Source organism: Cohaesibacter marisflavi (assembly GCF_963665895.2).
Classification (GTDB): Bacteria; Pseudomonadota; Alphaproteobacteria; order Rhizobiales; family Cohaesibacteraceae; genus Cohaesibacter; species Cohaesibacter marisflavi.
Window position 1 is genome coordinate 754,452 of record NZ_OY762534.1, and the last position, 18,211, is coordinate 772,662.

An 18,211-nucleotide genomic window follows, 5' to 3' on the forward strand; every position below is an offset into this window, starting at 1 on the left:
GAGCTATTAACACGACAAGAAACAGGGGGACTTTCATGGTCAGTGTTCCAAGCAATAGAGGGTATGAAATAACGGCGGCAAGTCTCGCCAAGCGTTATGATGGGTATGAGATTGAAGATTCGCACGGCTGGTTTCTGAACATGTTGCCTCCGGCACCGTTGACTGTGCTGGATATCGGTGCAGGCTCGGGACGTGACGGGCTTCACTATGCCGAGAAGGGATATCAGGTTACAGCGATTGAGCCGACAGATGCGTTCAGGAAGATTGCTCAGGCCAAGGAAGGGGCTGAAGCCATCGAATGGCTGGAAGACACCTTGCCGGAACTGGAAGTCTTGGGGCAGCGTAGATTTGACATCATCACTCTCATTGCGGTCTGGATGCATCTTGACGTGGAAGAGCGTGAGAGGGGCATGGTGCGCCTTAACGATCTTTTGGAGCCGGGAGGTTTTCTGGCCATGACTGTGCGTCATGGGGAGCCGCCGGAAGGGCGGTTGATGTTTGAGGTTTCCGATGAAGAGGTGATTGAAGCCGCCCGAGGGCTTGGGCTGTCGCTCGTCAGTCACGCCAATGTTGAGTCTTCCCAGCCGCTCAACAAGGCCAAAGGCATCACCTGGAGCCGCTTTGCTTTCAGAAAAGGCTGATATGTTGACATGACGGGATGATAAAAATCCCTGAAGATACAAAAAAGGCCGCTTTCAAAGCGGCCTTTTGAATATCTGGTTGCTCCGTTAGAGCTGGATTGCCGAATCCGACGAGTCGTCGTTTTCCGTGATCTCTTCCAGTTGGGAAGGATCAAAGCCGATCCGCTTGTCCAGATAGTTGGCGCAAACATTGATCAACTGATCGGTCTCTTCCTTGAAGAAGTGGTTGGCGCCCGGAATGATTTCCTGATCGATGACAATGCCCTTCTGGGTTTTGAGCTTGTCGACGAGGGCCTGAACATCCTTGTGAGGCACCACCTTGTCCATGCCGCCATGGGTGATGAGACCGGAAGACGGGCAGGGGGCGAGGAATGAGAAATCATACAGGTTGGCTGGAGGCGCAATAGAGATGAAGCCTTCCACCTCAGGGCGCCGCATCAGCAACTGCATGCCGATCCATGCGCCGAAGGAAAAGCCTGCGATCCAGACGCCGGGGGCTTCTGAATGGAATGTCTGGACCCAGTCCAGAGCGGCTGCCGCATCCGATAATTCGCCCACGCCGTGGTCAAATGTGCCTTGCGATCTGCCGACTCCGCGGAAATTGAAACGAAGAACGGTGAAGCCACGACGCGCAAACATGTAATAGAGATGATAGATAATCTCGTTGTTCATGGTGCCGCCGAAGCGGGGATGCGGATGAAGAATCAGTGCGATGGGGGCCTTGCGGTTTTTGGAAGGATGCAGCCGTCCTTCCAAGCGTCCGGCAGGGCCATTAAAGATCACCTCTGGCATAGGGTGCCCGGTCCTCTTTTAAATTGGTTCATTATGGGGATCCCACAGCTTCAGCCTGAGCCTGTTTCACTTACATGTGTACATTCAGACATTCAGCGGTCATCCATGGAAAAGGATGGGGCTATAAAACTTGACTAATTGGCGCAAGTTTTATAAAGCTGTTTTAGAATGGTTCAAAACTAGAGACAGGGCTAAAGTTGGTGCGATCCATTTGATTGTCCTTCTTAACACAAATGGATGGTTGAATTTCAAGTCTTTTCGCAGCGGGTAGACGAATTATCTTAGCGGACTGTCTCAAAATTTGCCTCGGGCCATGGTAAATGCTCAAGAGAAGCCTCGGGACGGTTCCGAGGGGCAAGTTACAGGAAAGAAAAATGCAGCGCGCCTATCTTGATCATAATGCGACCTCGCCTTTGCGCCCTGATGTGAAAGCGGCCATCATTGAAGCGTGGGAGGTGGCTGGCAACGCGTCTTCGGTCCACAAAGAGGGGCGGGAGGCGCGCGCGTTGGTGGAGAAGGCCCGACAGCAGGTGGCCGATCTGGTCGGGGGTGGTGCCCGTCAGGTTATTTTCACATCCGGAGCCAGCGAAGCGAATATGCTCGCGCTGACGCCGCATATGAAAGTCGAATATCAGCCTGATCCGGCTTCTGCTCTGTTCGTCAGCGCCATTGAGCATCCGTCGGTTTTGTCCGGTGGGCGTTTTGGTGCCCAAGCGCGGCGCGAAATTCCGGTTTTGCCGAACGGGATGGTGGATGTGTCCGCCCTGCGTCTGCTGCTCGAAGCGCATGACCCGCAAACAGGCCGTCCCATGATTGCAGTCATGGCGGTGAATAGCGAGACGGGCGTCATTCAGCCGATCGCCGAGATCGCGGCTCTGGCGGAAGAATTCAACGCCTATTTCCATCTTGATGCCGTGCAGGCAGCAGGTCGTATTCCATTGGATATGACCGAGCTTGGCTGCAGTAGTCTTTCGCTCTCTGCGCACAAGCTCGGTGGCCCAAAAGGGGTTGGTGCCTTGATCATGGCGCATGAAGGAACCGAGCCTGAGCCCCTGATTACGGGTGGTCCGCAAGAGAATCGCCTAAGGGCCGGGACAGAGAATGTGGCTGGTATCGTCGGATTTGGCGTTGCCTGTCAGGCTGCGGGTGAAGACTTGCACAAGTCCGATGGATTCGGAAGGTTGGCGGCCCTTCGTGATCGCTTCGAAGATCAACTGCGGGCGTTGGATCCTGATGTCGTGATTTTTGGCGCCGATGCTGAAAGGGTCGGGAACACAAGCCAGTTCGCCATTCCGGGTACAAAAGGCGAAATGGCGCTGATCCGTCTTGACCTTGCAGGTGTTGCCGTGAGTTCCGGATCAGCCTGCTCTTCAGGCAAGGTCTCGGCCTCACATGTGCTATTGGCGATGGGGTATGGGACTAAAGTTGCAGGTTCTGCGATCCGGATGAGCCTTGGCTGGAACAGCAAAGAGCCTGAAATCGATGCACTTATTGAGGCTCTTGGGCAAATATGCGTCAAAAACTCAAAAAATAGTTTAAGAGGCATTGAGAAGGCGCTGTGAGCGCGCTTATATAGAGATCATGGAATTGATCTTCTTGCGTGATAGAGACGCGCATGGATATCAAAACGGGTGTGCTGCTGGTCCGGGGCTGGCGGCATCAGGGCAAAAAAGAGATGAGTTAAAAACTGCGATCGGGCATCTCTGGACATTTTTGCTTTGCCAACAGACCAGTGTTGGATCCACGATAGTGCAGGAAACTGGGCGAGCAGCCCTATGACCGGCGGTCTTTGAAACCGCTCAGGAATGGAGTAGCAAATGGCTGCTGTTAAGGAGACGGTCGATCAAGTCAAGCAGATCGACGTTGACCAGTATAAATATGGCTTTGTGACGGAGATCGAATCCGACAAGGCCCCAATCGGACTGAATGAGGACGTAATCCGCTTCATTTCCGCCAAGAAGGCAGAACCTGAATGGATGCTGGAATGGCGCTTGGATGCCTACCGGCGTTGGCTGACCATGGAAGAGCCGACATGGGCCAAGCTGGATTATCCCAAACCCAAATTCAACGATATCTATTATTATTCCGCACCGAAGGTTGCCGAAGGCCCCAAAAGCCTTGATGAGGTGGATCCTGAACTTCTTAGAACCTATGAGAAGCTGGGTATTCCTCTGCAAGAGCAGGAGATTCTGGCTGGTGTAACCGAAGAGAACCGCCAATATTCCAAGGTTGCTGTCGATGCCGTGTTTGACTCGGTGTCTGTGGCTACGACCTTCAAGGAAGAGCTCAAGAAGGCTGGCGTGATCTTCTGTTCCATTTCGGAAGCCATCCGCGAGCATCCCGAACTGGTCAAGAAGTATCTTGCTTCTGTGGTGCCGGTTTCGGACAACTTCTATGCAACTCTGAACAGCGCGGTCTTTACCGACGGGTCGTTCGTGTATGTGCCCGAAGGGGTGCGCTGCCCGATGGAGCTGTCTACCTATTTCCGTATCAATGAGCAGAATACGGGCCAGTTCGAGCGTACGCTAATCATCGCAGACAAGGGCTCCTATGTGTCCTATCTGGAAGGATGCACGGCCCCTCAGCGTGATGAAAACCAGCTTCATGCTGCTGTGGTAGAGCTGATTGCTCTGGAAGATGCCGAGATCAAATATTCGACGGTCCAGAACTGGTATCCGGGCGATAGCGAAGGCAAGGGCGGCATCTATAACTTCGTGACGAAGCGCGGTGATTGCCGTGAGAAAAACTCCAAGATTTCCTGGACCCAGGTCGAGACCGGTTCCGCCATCACATGGAAATATCCTAGCTGCATTCTGCGTGGCGAAAATTCCACTGGCGAATTCTACTCGATTGCCATTTCCAACGGTTATCAGCAGATCGACAGTGGCACCAAGATGACGCATCTGGGTAAGAATACCTCTTCCCGCATCATCTCCAAGGGCATTTCCGCCGGGCGGTCCAACAACACCTACCGTGGTTTGGTGTCCGCGCACAAGAAAGCCTCTGGCGCACGTAACTTCACCCAGTGTGACAGCTTGCTGATCGGTGATCAGTGTGGTGCGCATACGGTGCCTTATGTGGAGAGCAAGAACGCATCTGCCATCTTTGAGCACGAGGCGACAACCTCGAAAATCTCCGATGACCAGATGTTCTATTGTCAGGCACGTGGCATTGGCGAAGAAGAGGCTGTGGCGCTCATTGTCAACGGTTTCGTGAAGGATGTGATCCAGCAGCTGCCGATGGAATTTGCCGTCGAAGCGCAGAAGTTGATCAATATTTCTCTCGAAGGATCAGTTGGCTAAGCGCGTTTCATCTTTCATGAAACGATGAGCTCTGGCCGTATCTGGCCCCGTAGCGCGGGCTTGGGACACTTATGATTACTGGGATGGCGAAGCCTGAGAGGCGACGCCCCAAAGGAAACAAAACGATGTTGGAAATCAAAAATCTTCATGCCGAAGTGGAAGGCAACAAAATCCTCCGCGGTATCGACCTTACCATCAATGCAGGCGAAATCCATGCCATCATGGGCCCGAACGGCTCTGGTAAGTCCACGCTCTCCTATGTGCTGGCGGGCAAGGATGACTACGAAATTACCGAAGGGGAAATCCTCTTCAACGGCGAGAATGTGCTGGAAATGGAACCCCATGAACGTGCCGCTGTGGGCCTGTTCCTTGCCATGCAATATCCGATTGAAATTCCCGGTGTTGCCAACATGACTTTCCTCAAGACCGCTCTGAACGCCCAGCGCGTGGCTCGCGGTGAGGGGGAATTGAAAACCCCGGATTTCATGAAGAAGGTCAAGGAGCTTTCCGCAAAGCTCAATGTGACGCAGGAAATGCTGCGCCGTCCGCTCAATGTGGGCTTTTCGGGTGGCGAGAAGAAACGTAACGAGATTTTGCAGATGGCCCTGCTTGAGCCAAAGCTCTGTATCCTCGATGAGACCGACTCCGGCCTTGATATCGATGCGCTACGGATCGTCTCTGATGGTGTGAATGCCTTGAAATCGCCTGAGCGTTCCATGCTGGTCATTACCCACTATCAGCGTTTGCTCAACTATATTGTTCCTGACGTTGTGCATGTGATGTATCAGGGCAAAATCGTCAAATCCGGCGATAAGGATCTTGCTCTGCAGCTGGAAGAAAAAGGCTATGCAGAGTTCACCGGCGAAGCTGCGGCTTGATTGGGAGGAGACTTATGACGAAACCTACAATCAAAACGGCTGCTGATGAAGCGCTGGAAGGCCTGTTGAAAGCAGCGCAGGAAAATCTGCCTGGTAATTCGGACTTTTCGTCCCTGCGTTCGGCTGCTGTTTCTGCTTTCGAGCAGAATGGTTTGCCGACCCGTCGCGTTGAGGACTGGAAATATTCCGACCTCAAGCGGGTGATGCCGTCTGATCTGGCTCTTGCCGAACCGGTCGATGCGGCCACAGCAAGGGAAAATCTGTCTGGGTCGGGCATTCTTAAGTCTGTCGACAAGATCCAGCTCGTGCTGGTCAATGGCTGCTTCAGTGCAGAACTGTCAGACCTGTCCGAGCTTGAGGATTCCGTTACTGTGCGATCCGTTTCGGATGCGTTGCAGGCTGGCGACTTTGTGCTGGATGACCCGGAAATTGCCAAAGGCGATATCGCGCTGTCTCTCAACACTGCCCTGTTGCAGGATGGGGTGATCGTGGAAATCGCTGAAGGGGCAGACCTGGCTAAGCCACTGGAAATTCGTCATGTGATGCTGGGCGGTGGTCTTGCCACCTTGCGTAACCGCGTCGTTATCGGCAAGGGCGCCAAGGTTGGTATCATCGAAACCTTTGTTGGCGATGCGGCAGCCTATCAGCTCAACAGTGCCATTGACTATCGCATCGCGGATGACGTCAAGCTGAATGTTATGCGCATCATCAACGAGGGGGATCAGGCGATCCATCTGGGGTCTACCACGGCGACAGTCGGGGGTAATGTGCATTTTGAACATTTCACCCTGTCTGCCAGTGGGCAGTTCGTGCGTAGCCAGTCTTTCGTTGCGATGCTCGGAGAATATAGCGATGCCGATCTGTTTGGTGCTTCGCTGGTCAACGGCAAGCGGCATAGCGATATTACGCTTAAGATGGATCATGCGGTACCAAACTGCAATTCCAAGGAACAATATCGTACGGTTCTTGATGACAAAGCTGAAGGTGTGTTCCAGGGGCAGATCATCGTGCGCCAGTATGCGCAGAAGACCGACGCTAAGATGATGAGCCAAGCCTTGTTGCTGTCTGAGGATGCGTCCTTCAACAACAAGCCAGAGTTGGAAATCTATGCTGACGACGTTGTCTGTGGGCATGGGGCAACCTGTGGTGACCTGGATGAAGACCTTCTGTTCTATCTGGGATCACGCGGTATTCCCAAGGATTTGGCCAAGAAAATGTTGGTCATGGCTTTCCTCGCGGAAGCGATCGAAAATGTTTCCAACGATCAATTCGTAGAAGCTCTGGAAGGCTATATTCTGGACCGTCTTGGTCTTTCCGAGTGACGCATAGTTAATATAAGAAGGGCACTCTTTTATGAGTGCCCAGAATTGGAAATAGGACCATGATGCATTCCCCTCAGGTGGCCGCAAGCGAAGGCTATGACGTTGAGGCTATTCGCGTAGATTTCCCTATTCTTTCGCGGGAAGTTTACGGCAAGCCATTGGTTTATTTCGATAACGGCGCATCGGCGCAGAAGCCGAAGGTCGTAATCGATGCCATCGCCGAGGCTTATTCGAACGAATATGCCAACGTGCACAGGGGGCTGCATTTCCTCTCCAATCTTGCGACGGATAAATTTGAAGCTGCGCGCGAAACCGTGCGCCGCTTTCTCAATGCTCCTTCGGTAGACAATGTCATATTCACCCGCTCTTCAACCGAAGCCATCAATCTTGTGGCCCATTCCTATGGCGGCATGGTTCTGGAAGAAGGCGATGAGGTGATCATTTCCATCCTTGAGCATCATTCCAACATCGTGCCCTGGCACTTCCTGCGCGAACAGCGTGGTGTTGTGATCAAATGGGCGCCGGTGGATGAGGATGGCAACTTCCTGATGGAAGAGTTTGAAAAGCTCCTGACGGACAAGACCAAGATCGTTGCCATTACGCAGATGTCCAATGCTATCGGCACGATTGTGCCGGTTAAGGACGTGATCAAGAAGGCTCATGCGGCAGGCGCCAAGGTGTTGGTGGATGCCAGCCAGAGCGCGGTGCATATGCCGATTGATGTGCAGGATCTCGACGTGGATTTCCTCGCCATCACGGGGCACAAGCTCTATGGACCTTCAGGTATTGGCGCGCTTTACGGCAAGGCGGAATTGCTTGATGCTATGCCTCCCTTCATGGGCGGCGGCGAGATGATCAAGGATGTCACGCTGGACGGCGTAAGCTATGGTGAGGCGCCGCACAAATTTGAAGCCGGCACCCCGCCGATTGTTCAGGCTATTGGATTGGGCGTCGCGCTTGACTATATGGATAGTATAGGGCGCGATAAAATCGCAGCGCATGAAGAGACATTGCGGGCCTATGCTCATGAAAAGTTGGGTGCTATCAACGCGCTGCGCATTTTCGGAACTGCCAGAGACAAGGGGGCAATCATCTCCTTTGAGCTGGAAGGCATTCACGCGCATGATGTTTCGATGGTCATTGACCGGGCAGGTGTTGCCGTGCGTGCGGGCACTCATTGTGCCCAACCACTGATGAGCCGGTATGGGGTGACGTCTACGTGTCGCGCTTCGTTCGGACTTTATAACACCAAAGCTGAGATCGACATTCTCGCACAGGCACTGGACAAGGCGCGGGATTTCTTCTCGTAAGCGCGCCTCGAGGTTTGATTTTCTTTGGCGCGGCCAAGGGTAGAAATAGAGAAATGGGTTCATAATGATGAGTGAGACAGTGAGCAATAGTGAGGCAGAAGAGCCAAATGCCCCGAGTATGGCTCCCGCTTCGGGCATTCCGATCGATGAACTAGAGCGACTGAGTGCGGACATCGTCGAGGCGCTTAAAACTGTTTATGATCCGGAAATTCCGGCTGACATCTATGAAATCGGTCTGATCTATCGGGTGGATATCGATGATGACCGGAATGTAGAGATTGATATGACGCTGACTGCGCCGGGCTGTCCGGTTGCCGGTGAGATGCCGTCCTGGGTTGAAAATGCCGTCAGTTCGGTCGCCGGAGTGGGGATCGTCAAGGTCAATATGGTGTTTGATCCCCCCTGGACGCCGGATCGCATGAGCGAAGAAGCCAAGATTGCGATAAACTGGTACTGATCGACTGGCGGTTGGCGTCAGATGATCGTTCAGGTCCGGTGTCGCCAGAGGGTGCAATCGTCATCTTCCCGGATGGGGAGATGTCGCTTGTGGCCTGCGATAGACCTGTCCACGAGATGAATGTCGTTGAGCTTTTGATGCCAACGCAATGATGCGACAGATATATGAAAGAAGGTGCCGCCATGGCTGGCAAATTTCAGGTTCTGACCATTTCCGACGAAGCGGCCGATTTTATCCGCTCTGTTGTCAATGCATCTGATGAACCGGTGAAGGGCATCCGCATCGGTGTGAAGAATGGTGGCTGTGCCGGTATGGAATATGTTCTGGACAAGGTGACCGACGTGAATCCAGCTGACGATCTTGTCGAAGACAAGGGTGTCTCAGTGTTTGTTGACCCTAAGGCCGTTTTGTTTTTATTGGGCACAGAGCTGGGCTATGAGCAGACCAAGTTCCGCTCGGGGCTCACATTTAATAACCCTAACCAGACTTCGGCTTGCGGCTGCGGTGAATCGGTGGAACTGACCCCTGTGGATCCGTCTGCTCTGGAAGCGATGAAGAGCCACGCTTAATCCAGAGCGTGCGCTATTGGATCGCTGGAGTGCCTTAGAGCCATGAAAAAAGCGGCCAATGGCCGCTTTTTGCTTATTCCGTGTATGTGCGGGTTCAGGCAACGCCGGTTTCATCCAGTAGCAGATTGACATCCGGATCGGTTTCGCATTTGACAAGATTGCGTCCGCCGCGTTTTGCCGTATAGAGAGATTGGTCTGCCCGTTCGATCAAATCTTGCATCGTGTCACCCTTGGAGAGAGTGGAACAGCCGATGGAAATCGTAATGCGTCCCAGATTCTCGCCAGTGGAGCGCTTGATGAGTTCTTTCGCCATGACCGCTTTGCGGATGCTTTCAGCTACAGCCACTGCCTGTCTCAAATTGGTGTTTGGCAGCACAACTGCAAATTCTTCTCCGCCATAACGGCAGGGAACATCACGGCCTTTGACATTCTGTTTCACGGCCACGGCAACCAGACGAAGCACCTGATCGCCGGTTTGGTGACCATAGGTGTCGTTGAATTTTTTGAAATGATCGATGTCGGTCATGAGCAGTGAGAGGGGTTCATCATTCTCAACAGCTTCTTCCATGGCCTGCTCGAGCGAACGGTCGAAATGCTTGCGATTGGCCAGAGTCGTCAGATCATCGGTCAGGGATTCATATCGGATAGTATCCAGAGATTCTCTAAGCTGTTGAACCTGAGCCTGAGATGCAGCGAGTTGCTCACTCAATGTCCGGTTCTGTTCTTCTGCTTCTTTCGTTGAATTAATCAACTGAGATACGATTTCGCGGATGACATTCCGGTCTTCTGTCTTGGAAAGATTGTGTGACGCGCCCATGAGGGCATCGCCATACTGGCTGGTGGCTGAAATATAGCCTTCGACTTCACGTACAATGGACCGGATCTCGCTCGAAATTTTCCCACCAACTTCGTCAACGCGATCGCCCAAACGGCTCGGAGCCAAATGTTCATTATAGATCGTATCAAGCTGCGAGAGCGTAATGGACCCATTTGTTCTTAGAATGTCGTTGATTGCTTTGTTCAATCCACGATTAAAACCGGCAGCATAGGTGTACCAGATTTCATAATTGCGAGGGTAAGCCGGCATCTGATTTTTTTTCAGATTTCCCAGCGCAGACTCACCATAAATATATGTGCGTTTGAAATCGCTATTGTCCATTGCGTTTGCTGCGTGACTGGTCACGCAATCCCCTCGGTTCGCCCCAAAATTTTGCCCAATAGTAGTCGGGCAAGGCTTAAAACGACGTTAAATATGGTGGCCTTTCGCTTCACATAAGCCTAAAAATGCATCTTTGACTATGCTTGAACACTTGGCTAATACAGCTTAAGAGGGAAAATGGGATCTGTTTTTTCTTACATAGAATAAATAAAAACCCCGGAAGACCGGGGTTTTTGTTAGTTATAGTTAACTCATCTGCAACGGGCAGGTGGTTTGCTTGCCAAGACAGCAACCTTTAATGCTATCATCGCGAGCAAAGCTTCAATCCGTTGTGCCGTTCTTTTGCGCTTTGCTCTTGGGTGGGCGGATGGGCTGAAGCAGGAATGCGGGAACATGATCACCCATTCCGATCACTTGCCTGTCGCCACGATCCTTGGATCGGCCCCTGTTGTTGCGCGCATTGTTGTCAGAGCGATCTGTACGGTCAGAGCGTGTGTTGCTGGTTCTTCGTCCGCTGCTCTGTTGAGCCGGCGCTTCATCCTTGTTGGCTGAAACTTCCTCTTTTTGCTGCGGCTTTTCTGCCTTCTCTTTAGGCTGCTCGTCTTGTTTGGCTGAGTCTGCCTTGGCCTTGCCACGGCTGCGGCGTGGTTTGCGAGACTTGCCCTGATCCTGTTCGTCATCCTCGGAAGAGTGAGAGGAGTAGTCGATGTCTCCTATCCATTCCACCTCATCTCCGGTCAGGGATTTGATGGCATCGAGATATTTTTTGTCGGCCTTTGTCGCGATTGAGATCGCAACGCCCTCGCGCCCCGCGCGACCGGTGCGGCCGATGCGATGGACATAATCTTCCGCGTGGGTTGGCAGATCGAAGTTGAAGACATGGCTGACGCTTGGGATGTCCAATCCGCGAGCGGCCACGTCGCTAGCAACCAGAAGGGTGATTTCATTATTCTTGAAACCATCCAATGTCGTCATGCGTGAGGTCTGATCCATATCGCCATGAAGCGCACCGGCATTAAAGCCATGTTTGTTGAGCGAACGACACACAGTTGCAACATCGCGCTTGCGGTTGCAGAAGATAATCGCGTTGGTCAGATCTTTGGCGTCATTGATGAGAGACCGAAGAACGGCGCGTTTGTCCCACGGTTTGGAACCGGAGGAGATGAGGCGCTGGGTGATCGTTTTTGCGGTTGAGGCCGCCGGAGCGACTTCCACTTTTACTGGATTATGCAGGAATTGATCAGCCAAGCGCTGAATTTCCTTTGGCATGGTCGCAGAGAAGAAAACGGTCTGACGGGTGAAAGGCAGAAGTTTACAAATCCGCTCAATATCGGGAATGAAACCCATATCCAGCATGCGGTCAGCTTCGTCGACAACAAAGGTGTCAACGCCGGTCAACAGCAATTTGCCCCGTTCGAAATGGTCCAGAAGGCGGCCCGGGGTCGCGATCAGTACGTCTGCGCCACGATCCAGCTTTTTGAGCTGCTCGGCGAAGGATACACCACCAATCAGAAGGGCTACCGTCAGTTTATGGTTCTGACCGTAAGAGGAAAAGCTCTGCTCGACCTGAGCGGCCAATTCTCTGGTTGGTTCCAAAATGAGAGTGCGTGGCATGCGCGCTCTTGCGCGGCCGCTCTCCAGCAATGAGAGCATTGGAAGCGTGAAAGAGGCTGTCTTGCCCGTACCGGTTTGAGCCACCCCTAGAACATCCTTGCGGGCAAGGACATGAGGAATTGCCTGTTCTTGAATTGGGGTTGGCTTTTCATACCCAGCAGATTTTACTGCTGCGAGCACTTTTTCACTCAGACCTAGATCCGAAAAATTCATCAGATGATGGAACCAATTGTTGCGCTGCGTTTTCGGTAATTCTCATAATTAAGTAAAACTGAAAACGTGCATAGGTTTTAGAAGTTGGCGGAACCATACGATTTTGAGCGAATTTGTCAATGCAATGCGGCAAATACGGTTTATTTGAGATGCTAAAACTGGAAATTGGACAATTTTCCCCAAATTTCAATTGGGCACAGTAAAACCTGCTGTTGTAAAAAGTGACTATATCATTTGCGCGATGGTTGCGAAGCTTGAAAAGCCTCAAAGCAACTGGCCCAAGAAGACTCTTCTGCCGGGGTTTCCGGATCAAGTTTCGTCTTGATTTTGTTTTCGACATTATCAAGCAGATCGTCAAGGGTTTGGCCGGAGTGGTCGGGCGCATCCTTGTCTACTTCTTCAAACAGATTGATCCAGCGATCCGTTGCGCGACCGAAAAGCATCAGGCGATCCAGCGCCCAGGAGGGATCGCTTGGGCGAAGCAGTCCAAGCAAGGCCGCCACGATAGCGATCGGGCTTAGCATCAAATCACGCAGGTTGTCTGCAGCTAGTCTGAGCTGAAAGAAGAATGTACGCCGTACAACGTCGCCGTAACTCTGGGATTGATGGGGCTTTAGGCTGTGCTTCTTGCGCTTATATTGTTCATGGCGATCGGCATGAAGGGGCGCTAAGAGTCGCTTGTTCCTTGGATCCTTTGACCGTCTCATGCCGTGTTCCCGTGCCTATCAAGAAATGCGTTCGATAAAAAATAAATGCTATTGGCAGGTGCAATTTCTGATATGGCAAGATTAGCGGCTATTTCAAGAGCTGAAAAGTCAAAATTTGTCGCTAGACTAGCTGATTATTGCTCTTTGACGAAATATTGCCAGACGCCATCAGGGCTAATGCCAAGTATATAATAGGCATATTGCCCAGATTGGATGGTTTGCTCGTAGGCATCTTGCGGCAAGAGCTGGCGTAATTCTTCTCTTTGTGCTGTGTCGAGGGAGGATATTGGGTAGTGCGCAAAGTAGGGCCAGACATAGGCCTCATAGGGCGTGTTCTGGCCTACATGTACAAAGCCACTGTTGAGTGTGTCGAAGAGCGCATTGAGAATTTCCTCATCCTCTCCACTTTGGGAAAGGCTGCGCAATTGTGCTACGGGATCGTTGTTGTCGGCGGCCACGGCTCCGAAGCTGGGGGGCATTTCATTCATTTCGATAGCCATGCGCATGGCATCAAGACTGTCTTCTTGGCTGGCCTCGAAAATGGCTTTTGCCATGCGCCAGACTGGCAGGGGCAGGGCGCCAAGGTCTCGTAAAATGACCGGACCTTGCGCAGGGGTGCTGGAGTAGGTCTTGCCACCCATTTCCTTGATAGAGCGACCATTCACGGTCGCTCGAGACCCTACGGGACCACTCGAATAAGGATATCCCTGACTGGAGGATGAATAGTCTGGCTGGGGAACCACGCCATTGATGGTCACGCCGCTTGCTGCAATGGCCGAGTGTTGCGACAACATGATTAGGGCCGTGCCCAGCACGATCCCCTGTGCCAAGGGCAAAAGCACCAGACTGAAGGGCCGTTTGTTGAATAGCTGAAGCGTCATGACAGACCTTGTCGTTTCTTCCGCGTTCCTTTTCAAGAAAGGCTCGGGAACCTTGCTGCAGGCATTTCGGCCTGCATATGGTCTGATAATTGTTAGCGTGCCTTGGGGGCTTTGCAAGCACAAACTCTTTGCGCGAAGCGCAAGAAGAGGAGCCGGTCGGGCTTGCTGCGATTTTTACTGAATGCGCCGATCTAGTGTGTAGTCGCCGCAAAGAATACGGTCTGGCAAATCCGAACAGAATTCAGCAACGGTTTCTTCGCCATATGCCAGAACGAGGCTGCTGAGTGCCTGAAACAGGGCTGCGTGCGCCAGACAATCGATATTCATGCCGTCATCAGACGCCTGATCCCATAAATCGCCAAGAATACACAGCGCTTGCTGCTTCTGCTTGTCGATTTCGCGCATGTCTTTTTCCGGGGCAGAGCCTTGATTCACGATTGTTTGGTCGGCCATAGATGCGCGTCTCCTCGGAACGAGTGTTTGTCTTTATCCGGGGATTTTATCGCAAGACGCGGGCCATTTTTATCGAGGCTTACGCGCGGTGTCGCGGGTGGAATCCCAAGATGTTGATTCTGTTATCAATATCCAAGGGATAGCAGATTCTGCGGATCTGCGGGCAATTCCTTGCCGAAAGGTTAAGGTTTTCCTGAGGATTTAACCTATATGGTTAACGCGCGTGTTTCAGCTTCAGCGTTGCGAGCAGGGATTGGCCTTCGGTGTGATAAAGGCGGGTTGCCTTGCGGGCCTGATCATTGCAACTTCTATAAGTCTTTGAGTAGGCGAGGTAACTCTTGTTGAAGTGATCTTTAAGTTGCCGCGCTCGGGCGTCGTCGGCATTTTCGGCTTCCAGCAAGGCTGCCATTTGAAAATACCAGTCTTTGGGATCGCTGCCGTTGCATAAAGGATCAAGATACATGAGAGCGCCAACGATTGAGCTCAAACGTCTGAGATTCTGCTCATAAGGGGGCAGATTGTTGTCGGCAGCTCTCCCCGGCAAGGGCGAAAGGCAAAATGCGGCTGTCATGATAAGCAGAAAGGCCGAAGCCTTTGCGTTAAATGTCAAGATCGGTCGCAAATTCGGCATTTTCCTGAATGAATTCAAAGCGGGCTTCTGGTTTGTTCCCCATCAGCCGGGTTACGACTTCCTTCGTTTGTCCCGGAATCATATCAACGATCTGAACTTTCAGCAATGTCCGGTTCTTGGGATCCATGGTCGTGTCCTTGAGCTGGTCAGACCGCATTTCACCCAGACCTTTAAAGCGCCCGATCTCGATTTTTCCCTTGCCCTTGAATTCCTTGTCAAGCAGCTCATCCTTGTGCATATCGTCTCTGGCATAAAGCGTCTTGCCGCCCTGACTGATGCGATATAGCGGCGGAATGGCCAAAAACAGATGTCCGTTATGGATCAGTTGCGGCATCTCCCGCTGGAAATAGGTGAGCAATAGAGACGCAATATGGGCCCCGTCGACGTCAGCATCCGTCATGATGATGACGCGATCATAGCGCAGATCGTCATCATTGTAGTTTTTGCGGGTGCCACAGCCCAGCGCCTGAACCAGATCAGCCAGCAGTTGGTTGGCGTGGAGCTTGTCGCTGGAGGCACTGGCGACATTCAAGATCTTGCCGCGCAATGGCAGAACGGCCTGCGTGGTGCGGTTACGGGCCTGTTTGGCAGAGCCACCAGCTGAATCGCCCTCCACGATGAAGAGTTCGGTGTCGCCCTTGGCATTTTGCGAACAGTCGGCCAGCTTGCCCGGCAGACGCAGTTTGCGCACGGCCGATTTGCGGCTGACATCCTTTTCCTTGCGACGACGCAGACGTTCCTCCGCGCGGTCAATGACCCAGTCAAGAAGGCGGTTGGCCTGCTGGGGGGCATTGGTCAGCCAGTGGTCGAACTGGTCTCGAACGGCTTGCTCGACAATGCGCGTAGCGGCAGTGGTTGCGAGACGATCCTTGGTCTGACCAACAAATTCGGGCTCGCGAATGAAGACCGAGAGCAGGGCGCCAGCGCTGGTCATCACATCGTCTGCGGTGATCAGGGTGCCCTTCTTGTTGCTGGTCAGTTCGGCATAGTTTTTAAGGCCGCGCAACAAGGCTGTGCGCAGGCCGCTTTCATGGGTGCCGCCTTCGGGAGTTGGCACGGTGTTACAATAGGAATTGAAAAAGCCATCGCCACCAAACCAGCAAACAGCCCATTCCACGGCGCCGTGACCGGCTGACTTTTCGGTGCGGCCGGCGAAGATTTCCTGAGTAACAAGATTGGTCTTGCCAAGGGTGGCCGCCAGATAGTCCTTCAGCCCTTCGGGGAAATGGAAGGTTGCCTTTGGTGGAACCTCTGGGCTGTGCTCCAGCAATTCCGGTGCACAGGACCAGCGGATTTCAACGCCGCCGAAAAGGTAGGCCTTGGAGCGCGCCATATTGAGCAACTGCTCTGGCTTGAAGCGGAGTTTCTTGCCGAAGATCTCATGGTCCGGCTTGAAGGTGACCTTGGTGCCGCGCCTGTTATGCACGTCGCCGAGCAGCTCCAATGCGCCGGTAGGAATGCCGCGGGAGAAGCTCTGGCGATAGAGCTTCTTGTTGGAGGCAACTTCCACCACCATGCTCTCTGAAAGCGCATTGACGACGGATGCGCCCACGCCATGCAGACCACCAGATGTCTCATATACGGCAGAATCGAATTTGCCGCCCGCATGCAGAGTTGTCAGGATGACTTCCAGCGCCGACTTGTTGGGAAATTTCGGATGCGGATCGACCGGAATGCCGCGTCCGTTATCTGTGACGGTGATCACGTTGTCCGGCAAAAGCTCAACTTCAATCCATGAGGCATAGCCTGCGACGGCTTCGTCCATGGAGTTGTCGATGATCTCGGCAAACAGGTGATGCAACGCTTTTTCGTCGGTACCACCGATATACATGCCGGGTCTACGGCGTACGGGCTCCAGCCCTTCGAGAACTTCAATGTCTGCTGCTGTATAGTCGGCCTTTACCCCAGGAACCGACGCCGGGCTATTGTTCCCGGATTTTGGTTTCGGGGTGGCCGGAGCCGCAGGGGCGGCTTTGGGGGCGGGAGTGCCGCCCTTGGGTGTTGGCACAGAGGCAAAAAGATCGTCAGACGCAGACATAGACTACTCTTCGTTTCCGACAGGACAGGTATGGGCTCGGTAACGGAACAAATGAACGCTACCGATCCTTTTCGTTCGGTCTTAACAGTTTTCGGGCTGTTCGCAAGTGCGAATGATGCGCAATAAACGGCGCGAATCAGGCTCTTAATCGTTTCCACAATGTCTTTGGCTAAGGGGCACTGGTCAAGTGTTCGCTGCAAGGAAATGTGAATCCTCGCAGAAATCAGGCCTTTTACGAGCAGAAAGGGGGCCATGAGCCCCTCTGTTTGGCGTGCTTTGAGCATGCAGGGCTCTTTTGTGGCTGGTGAGCGAGACCTGATCGGGACAGGTGTGAAAAGTTTCAAATCATGGTTAATCTTTGTTAACTATTTGCCCCTTAAGTTTGGAACGTATGGGGACAAAACAAACGGATATTTCATGGAACAGGTTGAGGCTGAAATTGACAATCTGCGAACGTCGGTATTTGAGTTGAAATCAAGCCTCTACAGGGCCGACAGAGCGCGGATGCAATATCAGGATGTCTCAGGTATGTCCCCATGGCTTAATGCTACGGCGACATGTTTTCTTGCCTTGTTCTTCCTTTTGATCTAGGGCCGTGCTGTTTTGCCGATCTGGTGCGCAGCCCCGACCGGTTGAGCATTCTTCATGTTGGTTCGATACCTTATCCACCCACAAAGTCTGGACAATTTGTCTCTTTCTCAGAGCGCCTGTGCGCTTGATGACGATGCGCGTGCGCGTGCCGAGGCTCTTGCAAATAGCGGCCTGCTGGATGGCACGTCCTATATTTTCTCCAGTTCTCACGCCATGACTCGCCAGACAGCATCCATTATAGGGGATCGCTTGTCTATTCTTCCCAGTATTGATGCGGACATGGATGAAAGCGATAATCTGGTGACGGGCGCATTACCTCAGTTTGGTTTGGTGGGGCGATTGAAACGGCTTTTTTCGGCACATGAGGATCAGGGGGAGGTACCGGGCGAGGATGCTATGGATGCGCAGGACCGTATCGCAGCTGCCTATCTTTCTGCAATGGAACGGGTGCTGACCAGTGGCATGCGCGGAGATGTACTGATGGTTGGTCATGGGCGCGTTGGTGCGCTGCTCTTCTGCTATCTGGCCGGGCAGGGCATCGGGGCTGAATTTACTCCGCCACCGGCGGGATATTATTTCACCTATGACTGGGGCGCACGCAAAATGCTCCATGGCTGGCAGGCAATGGAAGAGGCTTGAGGCTCTATGGCTAA

At 52.8% G+C, this 18,211-nt stretch carries 18 protein-coding genes; 10 read left to right on the forward strand and 8 right to left on the reverse strand.

What is annotated here, in order from left to right:
• Positions 1–35 precede the first annotated feature (35 nt).
• The gene (locus tag ACKPCT_RS04645) at positions 36–641 is read left to right on the forward strand and encodes a class I SAM-dependent methyltransferase (RefSeq protein WP_319568532.1); all 606 of its coding nucleotides are present in this window, start codon (positions 36–38) and stop codon (positions 639–641) included.
• A gap of 87 nt (positions 642–728) precedes the next feature.
• Here ACKPCT_RS04645 and ACKPCT_RS04650 read toward each other — a convergent pair whose 3' ends face one another.
• Positions 729–1,433: an alpha/beta hydrolase gene (locus ACKPCT_RS04650; protein ID WP_090071658.1), complete on the reverse strand. Its 705-nt coding sequence runs from the start codon at positions 1,431–1,433 to the stop codon at positions 729–731.
• 374 nt (positions 1,434–1,807) lie between these two features.
• Here ACKPCT_RS04650 and ACKPCT_RS04655 point away from each other — a divergent pair, with 374 nt between their 5' ends.
• The 7 genes from ACKPCT_RS04655 to ACKPCT_RS04685 all read left to right on the forward strand — a co-directional run bounded on the left by ACKPCT_RS04655 (position 1,808) and on the right by ACKPCT_RS04685 (position 9,271).
• Positions 1,808–2,995, forward strand: coding sequence for a cysteine desulfurase family protein (locus tag ACKPCT_RS04655; RefSeq protein WP_319568533.1), 1,188 nt, complete (start codon positions 1,808–1,810; stop codon positions 2,993–2,995).
• A gap of 255 nt (positions 2,996–3,250) precedes the next feature.
• On the forward strand, positions 3,251–4,735 hold the full coding sequence (gene sufB / locus ACKPCT_RS04660) for a Fe-S cluster assembly protein SufB (RefSeq protein ID WP_090071655.1): 1,485 nt from the start codon (positions 3,251–3,253) through the stop codon (positions 4,733–4,735).
• Positions 4,736–4,860: 125 nt separating this feature from the next.
• Positions 4,861–5,613, forward strand: coding sequence for a Fe-S cluster assembly ATPase SufC (gene sufC / locus ACKPCT_RS04665; RefSeq protein ID WP_090071653.1), 753 nt, complete (start codon positions 4,861–4,863; stop codon positions 5,611–5,613).
• Positions 5,614–5,627: 14 nt separating this feature from the next.
• Entirely contained in the window at positions 5,628–6,935 is a 1,308-nt protein-coding gene (gene sufD, locus ACKPCT_RS04670; protein ID WP_090071651.1) for a Fe-S cluster assembly protein SufD, read from the forward strand.
• Between the two features lie 59 nt (positions 6,936–6,994).
• Positions 6,995–8,245 carry a cysteine desulfurase gene (locus tag ACKPCT_RS04675; RefSeq protein ID WP_090071649.1) on the forward strand — a complete coding sequence of 417 codons (1,251 nt, stop codon included), beginning with the start codon at positions 6,995–6,997 and terminating at the stop codon, positions 8,243–8,245.
• 67 nt (positions 8,246–8,312) lie between these two features.
• Complete coding sequence (locus ACKPCT_RS04680) at positions 8,313–8,702, forward strand: SUF system Fe-S cluster assembly protein (RefSeq protein ID WP_244544678.1); 390 nt, start codon at positions 8,313–8,315, stop codon at positions 8,700–8,702.
• A gap of 182 nt (positions 8,703–8,884) precedes the next feature.
• A complete protein-coding gene (locus ACKPCT_RS04685) occupies positions 8,885–9,271 on the forward strand; it encodes a HesB/IscA family protein (protein WP_090072190.1) in 387 nt (128 codons plus the stop codon).
• 94 nt (positions 9,272–9,365) lie between these two features.
• Here the strand turns inward: ACKPCT_RS04685 and ACKPCT_RS04690 are convergent, their stop codons facing one another.
• The 7 genes from ACKPCT_RS04690 to parE form a co-directional block, all read right to left on the reverse strand.
• A complete protein-coding gene (locus ACKPCT_RS04690; RefSeq protein WP_244544663.1) occupies positions 9,366–10,358 on the reverse strand; it encodes a GGDEF domain-containing protein in 993 nt (330 codons plus the stop codon).
• A 393-nt stretch (positions 10,359–10,751) separates the two neighbouring features.
• On the reverse strand, positions 10,752–12,260 hold the full coding sequence (locus tag ACKPCT_RS04695; protein WP_319569384.1) for a DEAD/DEAH box helicase: 1,509 nt from the start codon (positions 12,258–12,260) through the stop codon (positions 10,752–10,754).
• A gap of 227 nt (positions 12,261–12,487) precedes the next feature.
• On the reverse strand, positions 12,488–12,964 hold the full coding sequence (locus ACKPCT_RS04700) for a hypothetical protein (RefSeq protein WP_319568534.1): 477 nt from the start codon (positions 12,962–12,964) through the stop codon (positions 12,488–12,490).
• Positions 12,965–13,098: 134 nt separating this feature from the next.
• Positions 13,099–13,845 carry a hypothetical protein gene (locus ACKPCT_RS04705; protein WP_319568535.1) on the reverse strand — a complete coding sequence of 249 codons (747 nt, stop codon included), beginning with the start codon at positions 13,843–13,845 and terminating at the stop codon, positions 13,099–13,101.
• Positions 13,846–14,019: 174 nt separating this feature from the next.
• A complete protein-coding gene (locus ACKPCT_RS04710; protein WP_244544662.1) occupies positions 14,020–14,298 on the reverse strand; it encodes a hypothetical protein in 279 nt (92 codons plus the stop codon).
• Positions 14,299–14,512: 214 nt separating this feature from the next.
• Positions 14,513–14,908, reverse strand: a complete 396-nt coding sequence (locus ACKPCT_RS04715) for a TIGR02301 family protein (protein ID WP_175528020.1) — start codon at positions 14,906–14,908, stop codon at positions 14,513–14,515.
• Positions 14,898–16,967 (reverse strand): DNA topoisomerase IV subunit B, encoded by a 2,070-nt coding sequence (gene parE, locus ACKPCT_RS04720; RefSeq protein WP_090071635.1) that lies wholly within the window; start codon positions 16,965–16,967, stop codon positions 14,898–14,900. The genes ACKPCT_RS04715 and parE overlap by 11 nt, the downstream gene beginning before the upstream one ends.
• A gap of 252 nt (positions 16,968–17,219) precedes the next feature.
• Between parE and ACKPCT_RS04725 the strand changes: the two genes are divergently transcribed.
• Complete coding sequence (locus ACKPCT_RS04725) at positions 17,220–17,558, forward strand: hypothetical protein (RefSeq protein ID WP_090071634.1); 339 nt, start codon at positions 17,220–17,222, stop codon at positions 17,556–17,558.
• A gap of 54 nt (positions 17,559–17,612) precedes the next feature.
• Positions 17,613–18,197 (forward strand): histidine phosphatase family protein, encoded by a 585-nt coding sequence (locus ACKPCT_RS04730; protein ID WP_319568536.1) that lies wholly within the window; start codon positions 17,613–17,615, stop codon positions 18,195–18,197.
• Positions 18,198–18,211 lie beyond the last annotated feature (14 nt).

What these genes read in the sequence shown, in the direction of transcription:
- ACKPCT_RS04645 (WP_319568532.1), top strand. Translation starts at nt 36, where the DNA reads ATGGTCAGTGTTCCAAGCAATAGAGGGTATGAAATAACGGCGGCAAGT.
- ACKPCT_RS04650 (WP_090071658.1), bottom strand. Translation starts at nt 1,433, where the DNA reads ATGCCAGAGGTGATCTTTAATGGCCCTGCCGGACGCTTGGAAGGACGG.
- ACKPCT_RS04655 (WP_319568533.1), top strand. Translation starts at nt 1,808, where the DNA reads ATGCAGCGCGCCTATCTTGATCATAATGCGACCTCGCCTTTGCGCCCT.
- sufB (WP_090071655.1), top strand. Translation starts at nt 3,251, where the DNA reads ATGGCTGCTGTTAAGGAGACGGTCGATCAAGTCAAGCAGATCGACGTT.
- sufC (WP_090071653.1), top strand. Translation starts at nt 4,861, where the DNA reads ATGTTGGAAATCAAAAATCTTCATGCCGAAGTGGAAGGCAACAAAATC.
- sufD (WP_090071651.1), top strand. Translation starts at nt 5,628, where the DNA reads ATGACGAAACCTACAATCAAAACGGCTGCTGATGAAGCGCTGGAAGGC.
- ACKPCT_RS04675 (WP_090071649.1), top strand. Translation starts at nt 6,995, where the DNA reads ATGATGCATTCCCCTCAGGTGGCCGCAAGCGAAGGCTATGACGTTGAG.
- ACKPCT_RS04680 (WP_244544678.1), top strand. Translation starts at nt 8,313, where the DNA reads ATGAGTGAGACAGTGAGCAATAGTGAGGCAGAAGAGCCAAATGCCCCG.
- ACKPCT_RS04685 (WP_090072190.1), top strand. Translation starts at nt 8,885, where the DNA reads ATGGCTGGCAAATTTCAGGTTCTGACCATTTCCGACGAAGCGGCCGAT.
- ACKPCT_RS04690 (WP_244544663.1), bottom strand. Translation starts at nt 10,358, where the DNA reads ATGCCGGCTTACCCTCGCAATTATGAAATCTGGTACACCTATGCTGCC.
- ACKPCT_RS04700 (WP_319568534.1), bottom strand. Translation starts at nt 12,964, where the DNA reads ATGAGACGGTCAAAGGATCCAAGGAACAAGCGACTCTTAGCGCCCCTT.
- ACKPCT_RS04705 (WP_319568535.1), bottom strand. Translation starts at nt 13,845, where the DNA reads ATGACGCTTCAGCTATTCAACAAACGGCCCTTCAGTCTGGTGCTTTTG.
- ACKPCT_RS04710 (WP_244544662.1), bottom strand. Translation starts at nt 14,298, where the DNA reads ATGGCCGACCAAACAATCGTGAATCAAGGCTCTGCCCCGGAAAAAGAC.
- parE (WP_090071635.1), bottom strand. Translation starts at nt 16,967, where the DNA reads ATGTCTGCGTCTGACGATCTTTTTGCCTCTGTGCCAACACCCAAGGGC.
- ACKPCT_RS04725 (WP_090071634.1), top strand. Translation starts at nt 17,220, where the DNA reads ATGAGCCCCTCTGTTTGGCGTGCTTTGAGCATGCAGGGCTCTTTTGTG.
- ACKPCT_RS04730 (WP_319568536.1), top strand. Translation starts at nt 17,613, where the DNA reads ATGTTGGTTCGATACCTTATCCACCCACAAAGTCTGGACAATTTGTCT.